11 protein-coding genes are annotated in these 11838 nt (G+C 73.2%); 8 read left to right on the top strand and 3 right to left on the bottom strand.

Going from position 1 to position 11838, the window contains the following annotated elements; all coding sequences use genetic code 11:
• Positions 1-90 precede the first annotated feature (90 nt).
• Positions 91-624, top strand: a complete 534-nt coding sequence (locus ACFYNO_RS21060; RefSeq protein WP_388014264.1) for a YrhB domain-containing protein — start codon at positions 91-93, stop codon at positions 622-624.
• Between the two features lie 333 nt (positions 625-957).
• The gene (locus tag ACFYNO_RS21055) at positions 958-1398 is read left to right on the top strand and encodes a VOC family protein (protein WP_388014261.1); all 441 of its coding nucleotides are present in this window, start codon (positions 958-960) and stop codon (positions 1396-1398) included.
• 183 nt (positions 1399-1581) lie between these two features.
• On the opposite strand, the gene ACFYNO_RS21050 is transcribed toward ACFYNO_RS21055, so the two are convergent.
• The 3 genes from ACFYNO_RS21050 to ACFYNO_RS21040 all read right to left on the bottom strand — a co-directional run bounded on the left by ACFYNO_RS21050 (position 1582) and on the right by ACFYNO_RS21040 (position 5165).
• Complete coding sequence (locus ACFYNO_RS21050) at positions 1582-2829, bottom strand: nitric oxide synthase oxygenase (RefSeq protein WP_388014258.1); 1248 nt, start codon at positions 2827-2829, stop codon at positions 1582-1584.
• Between the two features lie 123 nt (positions 2830-2952).
• Positions 2953-3750, bottom strand: coding sequence for a TIGR03084 family metal-binding protein (locus ACFYNO_RS21045; protein WP_388014255.1), 798 nt, complete (start codon positions 3748-3750; stop codon positions 2953-2955).
• A gap of 215 nt (positions 3751-3965) precedes the next feature.
• The gene (locus ACFYNO_RS21040; protein ID WP_388014252.1) at positions 3966-5165 is read right to left on the bottom strand and encodes a serine hydrolase domain-containing protein; all 1200 of its coding nucleotides are present in this window, start codon (positions 5163-5165) and stop codon (positions 3966-3968) included.
• Positions 5166-5287: 122 nt separating this feature from the next.
• Here ACFYNO_RS21040 and ACFYNO_RS21035 point away from each other — a divergent pair, with 122 nt between their 5' ends.
• The 6 genes from ACFYNO_RS21035 to ACFYNO_RS21010 all read left to right on the top strand — a co-directional run bounded on the left by ACFYNO_RS21035 (position 5288) and on the right by ACFYNO_RS21010 (position 11717).
• Entirely contained in the window at positions 5288-6547 is a 1260-nt protein-coding gene (locus ACFYNO_RS21035; RefSeq protein ID WP_388014249.1) for a methyltransferase, read from the top strand.
• A gap of 176 nt (positions 6548-6723) precedes the next feature.
• Entirely contained in the window at positions 6724-7752 is a 1029-nt protein-coding gene (argC, locus tag ACFYNO_RS21030) for an N-acetyl-gamma-glutamyl-phosphate reductase (protein WP_388014246.1), read from the top strand.
• Entirely contained in the window at positions 7749-8915 is a 1167-nt protein-coding gene (gene argJ, locus ACFYNO_RS21025) for a bifunctional glutamate N-acetyltransferase/amino-acid acetyltransferase ArgJ (RefSeq protein ID WP_388014243.1), read from the top strand. Before argC ends, argJ begins: the two co-directional genes overlap by 4 nt.
• A 76-nt stretch (positions 8916-8991) precedes the next feature.
• The gene (gene argB, locus ACFYNO_RS21020) at positions 8992-9924 is read left to right on the top strand and encodes an acetylglutamate kinase (protein WP_388014240.1); all 933 of its coding nucleotides are present in this window, start codon (positions 8992-8994) and stop codon (positions 9922-9924) included.
• Entirely contained in the window at positions 9921-11147 is a 1227-nt protein-coding gene (locus ACFYNO_RS21015) for an acetylornithine transaminase (protein WP_388014237.1), read from the top strand. The genes argB and ACFYNO_RS21015 overlap by 4 nt, the downstream gene beginning before the upstream one ends.
• 18 nt (positions 11148-11165) lie before the next feature.
• A complete protein-coding gene (locus ACFYNO_RS21010; protein WP_388014234.1) occupies positions 11166-11717 on the top strand; it encodes an arginine repressor in 552 nt (183 codons plus the stop codon).
• Positions 11718-11838 lie beyond the last annotated feature (121 nt).

Raw genomic sequence — 11838 nt, 5'->3', positions numbered from 1 at the left:
GCCCTCTCGACTTTCGGCGCGCCGAGCGTCCTGGGAGCCATGGGAGTTGACGTATCGGAACCCGGTTGACGTGTGGTGAATGATGAGAGCGTGATAGCCAAGGAACGCGCCGTCAAGCTCGTCGAGGCGCTTCTCGCCGAAGAGCGACTGACGTGGCCGGCGCCGGTTCGCGAACTGGCGATCTGCGATGTGGAGGAGCACGCGGTCGGCTGGCTCGTCTTCTGGAACTCGGCGGAGTATGCCCGGACCGGTGCGATGGGCGCCCGCCTCGTCGGCAGCGGTCCCTACCTGGTGGACGGGAGCGACGGAAGCATCTATCACGTCCCGGCCGTCACTTGGCTGACCGAGGACTGGCAGGAGCTCTACCTGCGGCAGATCAAGGGTGTTCGAAGGCTCGACCCGCTGGCCGCCTCCGTCCGTTCACTGGCCAACTCCGCCGGTGCGGTAGCCGCGATGACCCACCTGCGGAAGCAGGCTCCGCGCCTGAGCCCGTCGGCGGCGAAGGACTACGTGATGGCTGTCCGCAACGGAGCCGAACCGCCGGAGGAACTGGCGCGCCTCACGCGGGCAGAGCAGAGTTGCGTACGGCACTTCATAGAGACGCTGACCGGTCCGGTCCTGTAGCAAATCCGCTCGAAGACGGTAGCCCGGGCGCCACCGCAACCGGTGGTTGAGCCGCTCGCGCTCCAGCCGCACCGCAGCTTCGCTCGCTGGCCGGACGCGATACTCGACGGCTTCGCGGGCGCGCGAAGCTCGTCGTACCACTCCAACTCGGCGTTCACGCACTCGAAGCCGCCCGCGACCAACTCGTCTTCGTCCCAGGACGCAGCCACCTGGGCAGGCTGCTGACGCCCAGCCCGCCTCCGTATCCGCAGTCTCCGGCGAAGGTCCCCGGAAGCAGGGGAACACGGCCGTCACCTGCCCGGAAATGTCCGACCCGCCGCCTAGCCTCTCACCATGACGATTCTCCGCATGGACAACGTCGGCATCGTCGTCGACGACCTGGATGCCGCGGTTGCCTTCTTCACCGCGCTCGGCATGGAGTTGGAGGGCCGGGCGCAGATCGAGGGGAGGTGGGCGGGCAGTGTGGTCGGGCTCGACGGGATGCGCAGTGAGATCGCGATGCTGCGGATTCCGGGTGCGCCGGGGCGGCTGGAGCTCACCAAGTACCACAGCCCGGAGGCGATCACCGCCGAGCCGGCGGTGGCGCCGCCGAACACCCTTGGCCTGCACCGGGTGATGTTCGCCGTCGATGACATCGAGGCCACCCTCGCCCGACTCCGCCCACACGGTGCCGAGTTGGTCGGCGAGGTGACGCGGTTCGAGGACAGTTACCTGCTCTGCTACCTCCGCGGACCGGGCGGGATCATCCTGGCGCTGGCCGAGCAGTTGGGGTGAGGCCGCCGGGGAGGTGCTGCTGCGGAGGCGCTGCCGGTGGCCGCCGGGCTCGGGATCGAGCGGGCGCCGGTGATGGGCGACGAGGGAACACCGGGCCGCGGCGGATGATCGAGCGCAACGGCGGTCGGCTGATCGATCGCCAGGACGGGAAACCGCGCCTCTGCATCAGGATCTGACGCTCAGTCACCAAGGCGTACGGGTCACGAACGCCGGCCGGAGCGCAGGGTCGACCGGGTCGTAGTAGCGGTGGAAGACCGGCGTCAGCGAGCCCGAGACCGGGGGGACGATCCAGCTCCAGTCCGCCGGGGTCGGGCGGCCGAGGCGCTTCTCCTGGGCTATGTGGCGCAGGAAGCGGTCGGATTCGGTGTGGTGGTCGGCGATGGTGACGCCCGCCTCCTGGAAGGAGTGCAGAACGGCCAGGTTGAGCTCGACCAGGGCGCGGTCGCGCCAGAGGGTGCGGTCGTCGGAGGTGTCCAGGCCCATGCGGGTGGCGACTTCGTCGAGCAGGGCGTAGCGGTCGGCGTCGGCGAGGTTGCGGGCGCCGATCTCGGTGCCCATGTACCAGCCGTTGAACGGGGCGGCGGGGTAGCGGATGCCGCCGATCTCCAGGGTCAGGTCGCTGATCGCGGGGACGGCGTACCAGCGCAGGCCGAGGTCGGCGAACCAGGAGTGGTCCGGATGGCGCAGCGGCACCTCCAGCGTGGTGTCGTCGGGGAGTTCGTACCAGCGCGGGGCCTCGCCCGGCCGTTCCTGGATCAGCAGCGGCAGCACGTCGAACCGGCCGTCGCCGCGCTTCCAGCCCAGGTCGGCGGCGCGGGCGGCGAGTTGGCCGCCGGCCGGGTCGCCGGTCCAGCCGCCGCCCTCCTTCGGGTGTCCGGCGTAGCGCACCAGTTGGGAGTTGAGGATCCGCGGTGCGGGGCGGCCGGGCCGGTCGGGGGCGAAGACGCTGATCACCGGGCGGATCCGGCCGCCGTTGGTCGCCAGGCGCAGGTGCTCGAAGCAGTGCTCGGCCAACTCGTCGGCGCTGCCGCACTCGCGCAGGTCGCGGACCACCAGGCTGCGCCAGTAGAGCCGGCCGATGCAGCGGGCCGAGTTGCGCCAGGCAAGCCGGGCGCCGAAGGCCAACTCGTCGGTGGTGTGGCGGTAGGAGCCGATGCGCTCGATCTCGTCCAGGACCTGGCGCACCCGCGGTTCCGGGTCGCCGGAGTCCGGCCGCTCGGCGTGGAACTGGCGCAGGAACGCCGCCGCTTCCGCCGGGTCGGTGAAGGGGGCAGGAGTGACGGAGGCGGGGGAGACGGCGGAAGGAGCGACGGAGGAAGGCGCAGCGGCGGGCGAACTGCCGTGGCCGAACGGGCAGCCGGCGGCCCCGGTGGTCCCGGCGGGGGCGTGGGCGGCGGCGGGGCTGCGGTGGCGAAGCCGACTGAAGATCAAGGCGAGGTCCTTTCCGCCCGCCATGCAACCGCCTGTTCCACCACGCGTACCGGGAGTCACCCAATCCCGCCCGCGGCCGCGCCCCGCACGGTACGCTGCGCGGCCGCCCGCGCGCCGAGGGGATCACCGGTTGCCCGGTCTGCGCCCCTCTCCCGCCGGGCCGACGAAGGCCTGGGCGATCGGCACCCAGGCGGTCGCCACCGGTCCGGTGACGGTCAGGGCCAGGTCGTCCGGGTGGCGGCGCCGGGTGACCAGGCGGCAGAAGTCCAGCGCGGGGCCGGTGATCCGGTCCTCCGCCTCCTCCGGGCCCCAGCACCACGACTGGCCGTCCGGGCCGGTCAGTTCGACCCGCACCGGCTCGGTCGGCACCGCCTCGCCGCGGGCCGCGAAGGCGTAGCCCATGGTCCGCACGCCGAGGTGGGCGATGTGCCGCAGCCGGGCCGTGGGCAGCCGTTTGACGCCCAGCGCGTCGGCGACGTCCTCGGCGTGCGCCCAGGTCTCCATCAGCCGGGCGGTGGCCATCGAGGGGGCCTTCATCGGCGGTCCGAACCAGGGCAGTTTGCCGCCGGCCGGCACCTCGGCGAGCGCCGCGAGCACCTCGGCGCGGCCGGCCTGCCACCAGTCGAGCAGGTCGCGCGGGGCGAGTGCCGCGCCCGCGGCGGCGCCCTGGTTGACGAAGCCGTCGAACTCGGTGACACCGGCCAGCATCCGGGTGGCGGCCGCGTGGAACCCCTCCGGGTCGCGGGCGGCACGCAGCGCCCACTCGTCCGACCAGGCCAGGTGGGCCAGTTGGTGGGCGATCGTCCAGCCGGGCGCCGGTGTCGGCGTCCGCCAGCCGGCCGGGTCGAGCCCGGCCACCAACTCCTCCAGGGCGTCGCCCTCGGCGCGCAGGTCAGCGAGGATCGTCGCTCTCTCGGTCATCCGTTCCCACCCCTCGTCGGTTGACGCCGCCGGCAGGCCCCTGTTCCCGTTCCCGGTTTCCGCCCCGGGCCGGTCGGTTCGGCACTCCTGCCTTGCAGCGTTCCCCGGCCGCCAGTGCGGAACCTCCGGTGGACAGGGAATCTGAGCAAGCGCTTACTCAGCCCCGAGGCAACTCCCGGGCCCCAGAGTCCCCGAGCCCCGAGCCCCCACGCCCCTCAGTCCGCCAGCGCCGCGTACATCGCCGTCCAGAAGTCCCCGCTGACCGCCGGCGGCCGCGGCGAGCTCCAGCACCGCTGGGTGAGCAGCACCCCGACCGTGCCCCGCGCCGGATCCACGGCCCAGCTGGTGCCGAGGCCCCCGTCCCAGCCGTACTGGCCCACCGGGTGGCCCAGTTCGGCGGCTCGGGTGACCATCGAGACGCCGAAGCCCCAGCCGCGGCCGTCGAAGAAGCCGGGGAACAGCTCCATACTCGAGGACTTCTGTCGCTCCGTCAGCTGGTCGCTCGACAGCAGCTCCACCGCGCCCCGGGAGAGCAGCCGCTCGCCCCCGCACCGCCCACCGCCCAGCAGCATCCGGCCGAACGCGAGGAAGTCGTCCGCCGTCGAGACCAGCCCGGCCGCGCCGGAGGGGAAGGCCGGGGGAGCGGACCAGTCGCCGCCCACCTCGTCGTAGACCGTGAGCCCGCCGTTGGCCGGGTCGGGCGCGTAGGCGGTGGTGAAGCGGTCCAACTGGTCGGCGGGCACGTGGAACCCGGTGTCCCGCATGCCCAGCGGCTCGAAGATCCGCTCCCGCAGGAACTCCTCGAACGGCCGCCCGCTCGCCCGGGCGATCAGCACGCCCAGCACGTCGGAGCCGGTGTTGTAGAGCCAGCGCTCACCGGGCTGGTGGATCAGCGGCAGGGTGGAGAACCGGCGCAGCCACTCCTCGGGCTCCGGCGGCAGCGCCGGGCGCGGCGCGTGCTGGCCGAGGTCCAGGGCATCCATCGCACGCTGGATCGGGTACGTCGCGGGCGGGGCCATCAGCAGGCCGCTGCCCAGCCGGAAGGTGAGGAGATCGCGCACGGTGATCGGGCGGTGGGCCGGCACGGTGTCCTCCAGCGGCCCGTGCGGATCGCGCAGCACCCGGCGGCCGGCCAGCTCCGGAAGGAGCTCGTCCACCGGGTCGTCCAGCCGCAGCCGGCCCTCCTCCAGCAGGATCAGGGCGGCCACGGCGGTCACCGGCTTGGTCATCGAGGAGACCCGGAAGAGGGTGTCGCGCCCCACCGGGCCGCCGCCGAGCGAGCGCTTGCCCAGCGCCTCCACGTGCACCTGTTCGCCCCGCGCGACCAGGGCGACCAGCCCGGGCACCCCGCCGCGCTCGACATGGCCGGCCAGGACGTCGTGCAGTCCGGTCAGCCGCTTCCGCTCGAACCCCATGCGCCGCGTCCCTTCCCGATGTCAGACGGCCCCTCGGGGCCCGCACCGCGATCCTGCCAGCCGGGGCCGACAAACCGGGGCAATCACGGCCCGGCCGCCCCAGCCGATAGCCTGGACGCACGATGAACCGCTTCACCACGTCCTGGGGCACCCACCAGCTCGCCCGCTTCCCCGCCGACCCGCGCGACCAGCTGCGCGCCTGGGACGCCGCCGACGAGTACCTGCTGAGCCACCTGCACGGCGACGCCGACCCGGAGCTGCTGCCGCCCGGCACCCCGGCGGCCGCGCCCGGCGGCGCCGTGGTCCTGCTCGGCGACCGCTGGGGCGCGCTGACCACCGCGCTGGCGCAGCTGCGGCCGACCCAGATCACCGACTCCCACCTCGGCCGCGAGGCGACCCGGGCCAACCTGGCCGCCAATGCGACGGCCGACGCGACCGCCAGCGCGACCGCCGACCCGGCCGCCAACGCGACCCCCAAAGCAACCGCCGACGCGACCGCCGACCCGGCCGGGATCCGGCTGCTCACCAGCACCGACCCGGTGCCGGAGCGGATCGACCTGCTGGTGGTCCGGGTGCCGAAGAGCCTGGCCTTCCTGGAGGACCAGCTGCACCGGCTGGCCCCGGCCCTGCACCCGGGCAGCACGGTGATCGGCGCGGGCATGGTGACCGAGGTGCACACCTCCACCCTCCAGCTGTTCGAGCGGATCATCGGCCCGACCCGGACCTCCAAGGCGCTCCGCAAGGCGCGCCTGATCTTCAGCACGCCCGCCGCAGCGGCGGAGGACCGCGGCGCCAACCCCTGGCCGCTGCGCTACCACCTGCCCGAGGGCATCGGCGTGCTCTCCGGCCGGCCCGTCACCAACCACGCGGGCGTCTTCTGCGCCGACCGCCTGGACATCGGCACCCGGTTCCTCCTGGACCACCTGCCGCAGCACCGGGGCCCGCAGCGGGTGGTCGACCTGGGCTGCGGCAACGGAGTGGTCGGCACCGCCGCCGCGCTCGCCAACCCGGCCGCCGAGGTCACCTTCATCGACGAGTCCTTCCAGGCCCTGGCCTCCGCCGAGGCCACCTTCCGGGAGAACGCCGGCCCGGACGCCCCGGCCCGCTTCCTGGCCGCCGACGCGCTCGCCGCGGACGTGCCGGCCGGCTCGGTGGACCTGGTGCTCAACAACCCGCCCTTCCACTCCCACCAGGCGACCACCGACGCCACCGCCTGGCGGATGTTCACCGGCGCCCGCCGCGCGCTGCGCACCGGCGGCGAGCTCTGGGTGGTCGGCAACCGCCACCTCGGCTACCACGTGAAGCTGCGCCGGATCTTCGGCAACTGCGAAACGGTCGCGGCCAACCCCAAGTTCGTCGTCCTGCGCGCCACCAAGCGCTGAAACGCCCCCAACCGGTTCCACGGCTGCTTCCCTGGGCAGAGGCGCACTGCACCTGTCCGGTCAGCGGGACCGGACCGCCGACCGCCGACCACCCGGACCCTCTGCAGCTCCTTGCATGAATGTTCCGCAGTGCGTATATTCATGCCAAGTTTGTCGTGGTCAGGGAGGATGCTGTCATGGCCGTGCGGGTCGCCGTAGCCGGGGCGAGCGGGTATGCGGGCGGTGAGGTGCTGCGCCTGCTGCTCGGGCATCCGGAAGTCGAGATCGGGGCCCTGACCGGCGGGTCCAACGCCGGGACGCGGCTCGGGGAGCTGCAGCCCCACCTGCTGCCGCTGGCCGGCCGGGTGCTGGAGCCGACCACCCCCGAGGTGCTGGCCGGGCACGACGTGGTCTTCCTCGGCCTGCCGCACGGGCAGTCCGCGGCGGTCGCCGAGGCGCTGGGCGAGGACGTCCTGGTGGTGGACTGCGGCGCCGACTTCCGGCTCAAGGACGCGGCGGACTGGGAGCGGTTCTACGGCTCCGCGCACGCCGGCACCTGGCCCTACGGGCTGCCCGAGCTGCCCGGCCACCGGGCCGCGCTCAAGGGCAGCAAGCGGATCGCCGTGCCCGGCTGCTACCCGACCGCCGTCTCCCTGGCGCTCTTCCCGGCCTACGCGGCCGGGCTGGCCGAGCCGGAGGCGGTGGTCGTGGCGGCCAGCGGCACCTCGGGCGCGGGCAAGGCGGTCAAGACCCACCTGCTCGGCAGCGAGGTGATGGGCTCGGTCAGCGCCTACGGCGTCGGCGGGGTGCACCGCCACACGCCGGAGATGGCGCAGAACCTGAGCCCGCTGGCCGGCGAGCCGGTGAACGTGTCGTTCACCCCGACCCTGGTCCCGATGTCCCGCGGCATCCTGGCCACCTGCACGGCCAAGGCCAAGCCCGGCGTGACCGCCGGCGACCTGCGCGCCGCCTACGAAACCGCCTACGCCGACGAGGCGTTCGTCCACCTGCTGCCCGAACTCCAGTGGCCGCAGACCAAGTCGGTGTACGGCTCGAACGCCGCGCTGGTGCAGGTCACGCTGGACGAGCACGCCGGCCGGATCATCGCGATCAGCGCGATCGACAACCTGGTCAAGGGCACCGCCGGCGGCGCGGTGCAGAGCATGAACATCGCCCTGGGCCTGCCCGAGGAGCTGGGCCTCACCGTGAACGGAGTAGCACCATGAGCAGCAGCAACCTCGGTGTCACGGCGGCCAAGGGCTTCCGCGCCGCGGGCGTGACGGCCGGCATCAAGGCCTCCGGCACCCCCGACCTGGCCCTGGTGGTCAACGACGGGCCGTCCTTCGCCGCGGCCGGCGTCTTCACCTCCAACCGGGTCAAGGCCGCGCCGGTGCTCTGGTCCCAGCAGGTGCTCAAGGGCGGCCGGGTGGCCGCGGTGATCCTCAACTCCGGTGGCGCCAACGCCTGCACCGGCCCGGCCGGGTTCCAGGACACCCACACCACCGCCGAGCGGGTCGGCGCCGCGCTGGAGGTCAGCTCCGGCGAGGTGGCGGTCTGCTCCACCGGACTGATCGGCGAGCGGCTGCCGATGGACCTGCTGCTGCCCGGAGTCGAGCTGGCCGCCCGGGAGTTGACCGCCACCGGCGGCGAGTCCGCGGCGATCGCGATCAAGACCACCGACACCGTGCACAAGACCGCCCAGGTCAGCACCGGCGGCTGGACGGTCGGCGGGATGGCCAAGGGCGCCGGCATGCTGGCCCCGGGCCTGGCCACCATGCTGGTCGTGATCACCACCGACGCGGCCGTGGAGAGCGCCGAGCTGGACGCCGTGCTGCGCGAAGCCACCCGCACCACCTTCGACCGGGTGGACTCCGACGGCTGCATGTCCACCAACGACACCGTGCTGCTGCTGGCCTCCGGCGCCTCCGGAATCGCCCCCGAGCAGGCCGAGTTCGCGGCCGCCGTGCAGCAGGTCTGCGCCGACCTGGCCCGCCGGCTGATCGGCGACGCCGAGGGCGCCGGCAAGGACATCCGGATCGACGTCACCGACGCCGCCACCGAGGACGAGGCGGTGCTGGTCGGCCGCACCATCGCCCGCAACAACCTGCTGAAGTGCGCGATCCACGGCGAGGACCCGAACTGGGGCCGGGTGCTGGCCGCGATCGGCACCACCGACGCCGCCTTCGACCCGGACCAGCTGGACGTGGCGATCAACGGCGTCTGGGTCTGCCGCGGCGGCGCGGTCGGCGAGGACCGCTCGCTGGTCAGCATGACGGACCGTCAGGTGGTGATCACCGCCCGGCTGAACGCCGGCCAGGCGGCCGCCACGGTGTGGACCAACGACCTCACCGCCGACTACGTGCACGAGAACAGCGCCTACTCCACCTGAGACCCGAGCGCCTGAGACCCGAGCGCCTGAGACCCGAGCACCCGAGCACCCGAGACCTGAGCCGCGAGGGAAACCCGTGCAGATCGCACCCAAGGGCGAACAGGCCCGCAACAACACCGCGTTGCCCAAGGCGCTGACGCTGATCGAGGCGCTGCCCTGGCTGGAGCGGTTCCACGGCAAGACCGTGGTGATCAAGTTCGGCGGCAACGCCATGGTCGACGAGGAGTTGAAGGCGGCCTTCGCCCAGGACGTGGTCTTCCTCCGGTACGCCGGCCTGCACCCGGTGGTGGTGCACGGCGGCGGCCCGCAGATCAGCGCCCAGCTCGCCAAGCTGGGCCTGGAGTCCACCTTCACGGCCGGGCTGCGGGTGACCACCCCGGAGACCATGGACGTGGTCCGGATGGTGCTGGCCGGTCAGGTGCAGCGCGAACTGGTCGGCCTGCTCAACGAGCACGGCCCGTTCGCCGTCGGGATGACCGGCGAGGACGCGCACACCATGACCGCCGTCAAGCGGTACGCGGTGGTGGACGGCGAGCAGGTGGACATCGGCCTGGTCGGCGACATCGTCAACATCGAGGCGGGCGCGGTGAAGGCGCTGATCGCGGACGGCCGGATCCCGGTCATCTCCAGCGTCGCCCGCGGCGCCGACGGCCACGTCTACAACATCAACGCGGACACCGCGGCCTCCGCGCTGGCCGCCGCGCTGGGCGCCGAGATGCTGGTGGTGCTCACCGACGTCGAGGGCCTGTACGCCGACTGGCCGAACTCCGACGACGTGATCAGCCAGCTCGCCGCCTCCGAACTCGAGGCCATACTGCCGACCTTGGCCAGCGGCATGCTGCCCAAGATGGAGGGCTGCCTGCGCGCCGTGCGCTCCGGCGTCGGCACCGCCCGGGTGCTCGACGGCCGGGTGCCGCACAGCCTGCTGCTGGAGATCTTCACCGACGAGGGAATCGGCACCATGGTGGTGCCGGACGACGAAGCGACCGTACTGGGGGGCCTGGCATGACGACCAACAAGGAACTGACGGACCGGTACCAGCAGGCGTTCACCGACAACTACGGCACCCCGCGGCTGCCGCTGGCCAAGGGCGCGGGCGCGGTGCTCTGGGACGCCGACGGCAACGAGTACCTGGACCTGGTCGGCGGCATCGCGGTCAACGCGCTGGGCACCGCCCACCCGGCCATCATCGCCGCGGTGACCGGCCAGATCGGTCAGTTGGGCCACGTCTCCAACCTGTTCACCGCCGAGCCGACCATCACCCTGGCCGAGCGGCTGCAGGCGCTGGACCCGCGCCCGGCCCGGGTGTTCTTCTGCAACTCCGGCACCGAGGCGCTGGAGGCCGCGTTCAAGATCAGCCGGCTGACCGGCCGGACCAAGCTTGTGGCACTGCAGGGCGCGTTCCACGGCCGGACCATGGGCGCGCTGGCGCTCACCGGCCAGCCCGGCAAGCAGGAGCCGTTCCGGCCGCTGCCGCCCGAGGTGCAGCACGTGCCCTTCGGCGACATCGAGGCGCTGCGGGCCGCGGTCACCGAGGAGACCGCCGCCGTGGTCCTGGAGCCGATCCAGGGCGAGAACGGCGCGATCCCGCTGCCGGCCGGCTACCTCAGGCAGGCCCGGGAGATCACCCGGGCGGCGGGCGCCCTGCTGGTGCTGGACGAGGTGCAGACCGGCATCGGCCGCACCGGCCACTGGTTCGCCCACCAGGCCGAGCCGGGCGTCGAGCCCGACGTCATCGCGCTGGCCAAGGGCCTGGGCGGCGGCCTGCCGATCGGCGCCGTGATCACCTACGGCGCCGCCGCCGACCTGCTCAAGCCCGGCCAGCACGGCACCACCTTCGGCGGCAACCCGGTGGTGGCGGCCGCGGCGCTGGCGGTGCTGGACACCATCGAGTCCGAGGGCCTGCTGGCGCAGGTCACCGCGGTCGGCGAGCGGCTGCGCAGCGGCATCGAGGCGATCGGCGACCCGCTGGTCTCGCACGTGCGCGGCGCCGGCCTGCTGCTGGGCATCGTGCTGAACGAGCCGGTCGCGGCCCAGGTGCAGGCGGCGGCCCAGCAGGCCGGGTTCCTGGTGAACGCGGCGGTGCCCGACGCGGTCCGGCTGGTCCCCCCGCTGGTGCTGACGGAGCAGCAGGCGGACGCCTTCCTGGCGGCGCTGCCCGGCGTCCTGGCGCAGGTCAGGGCCGAGCTGGACGCCCAGCAGGACGACCCGGCCGCGCAGGTCGGCGAGTAGTCCGGAAGAATCGGCATCATGACCGTTCCCCGACCCGACCAGCCCGCTCCGGGCCCGTCGCCGCAGGTCCCGCAGACCCGGACCGCCCGCCACCGCCGGATCGTGGACCTGCTGACCCGTCAACCCGTCCGCTCGCAGAGCCAGTTGGCCAAGCTGCTGGCCGACGACGGGTTGGTGGTCACCCAGGCGACGCTCTCCCGGGACCTGGACGAGCTCGGGGCGGTCAAGATCCGCAACCGGGACGGCGCGCTGATCTACGCCGTCCCGGCCGAGGGCGGCGACCGCACGCCGCGCGCCCCGATGGGGGAGTCGGCCAGCGAGGGCCGGATGGCCCGGCTGGCCGGCGAGCTGATGGTCTCCGCGACCGCCTCCGGCAACCTGGTGGTGCTGCGCACCCCGCCGGGTGCCGCCCAGTTCCTGGCCTCGGCGATCGACACGGCCGAGGTGCACGAGATCATCGGCACCATCGCCGGCGACGACACGGTGCTGCTGATCAGCCGCGACCCGGCCGGCGGCCAGGCGCTGGCGGACCACCTGATGCAGCTGGCCCAGTCCCGCACCGAGCGCTGACCGGGCAGGGGGCTGGTGGCCGGGCGCATGCTCGGCCACGGGCTGCCTGCCACCCGCCGGCCGGCGGGTCACGGCTGAGAGGCACTGCCGGAGCAGCGTTGCATGGAAATGCAAAGCCATG

Origin of the sequence: Kitasatospora sp. NPDC006697 (assembly GCF_042869935.1) — a bacterium.
Lineage (GTDB): Bacteria > Actinomycetota > Actinomycetes > Streptomycetales > Streptomycetaceae > Kitasatospora.
The sequence above is the reverse complement of the archived record's forward strand: the minus strand, read 5'-3'. Positions and strand labels throughout refer to the sequence as shown.

What these genes read in the sequence shown, in the direction of transcription:
- ACFYNO_RS21035 (WP_388014249.1), top strand. Translation starts at nt 5,288, where the DNA reads ATGAACCGCTTCACCACGTCCTGGGGCACCCACCAGCTCGCCCGCTTC.
- argC (WP_388014246.1), top strand. Translation starts at nt 6,724, where the DNA reads ATGGCCGTGCGGGTCGCCGTAGCCGGGGCGAGCGGGTATGCGGGCGGT.
- argJ (WP_388014243.1), top strand. Translation starts at nt 7,749, where the DNA reads ATGAGCAGCAGCAACCTCGGTGTCACGGCGGCCAAGGGCTTCCGCGCC.
- ACFYNO_RS21040 (WP_388014252.1), bottom strand. Translation starts at nt 5,165, where the DNA reads ATGGGGTTCGAGCGGAAGCGGCTGACCGGACTGCACGACGTCCTGGCC.
- ACFYNO_RS21055 (WP_388014261.1), top strand. Translation starts at nt 958, where the DNA reads ATGACGATTCTCCGCATGGACAACGTCGGCATCGTCGTCGACGACCTG.
- ACFYNO_RS21010 (WP_388014234.1), top strand. Translation starts at nt 11,166, where the DNA reads ATGACCGTTCCCCGACCCGACCAGCCCGCTCCGGGCCCGTCGCCGCAG.
- ACFYNO_RS21045 (WP_388014255.1), bottom strand. Translation starts at nt 3,750, where the DNA reads ATGACCGAGAGAGCGACGATCCTCGCTGACCTGCGCGCCGAGGGCGAC.
- ACFYNO_RS21015 (WP_388014237.1), top strand. Translation starts at nt 9,921, where the DNA reads ATGACGACCAACAAGGAACTGACGGACCGGTACCAGCAGGCGTTCACC.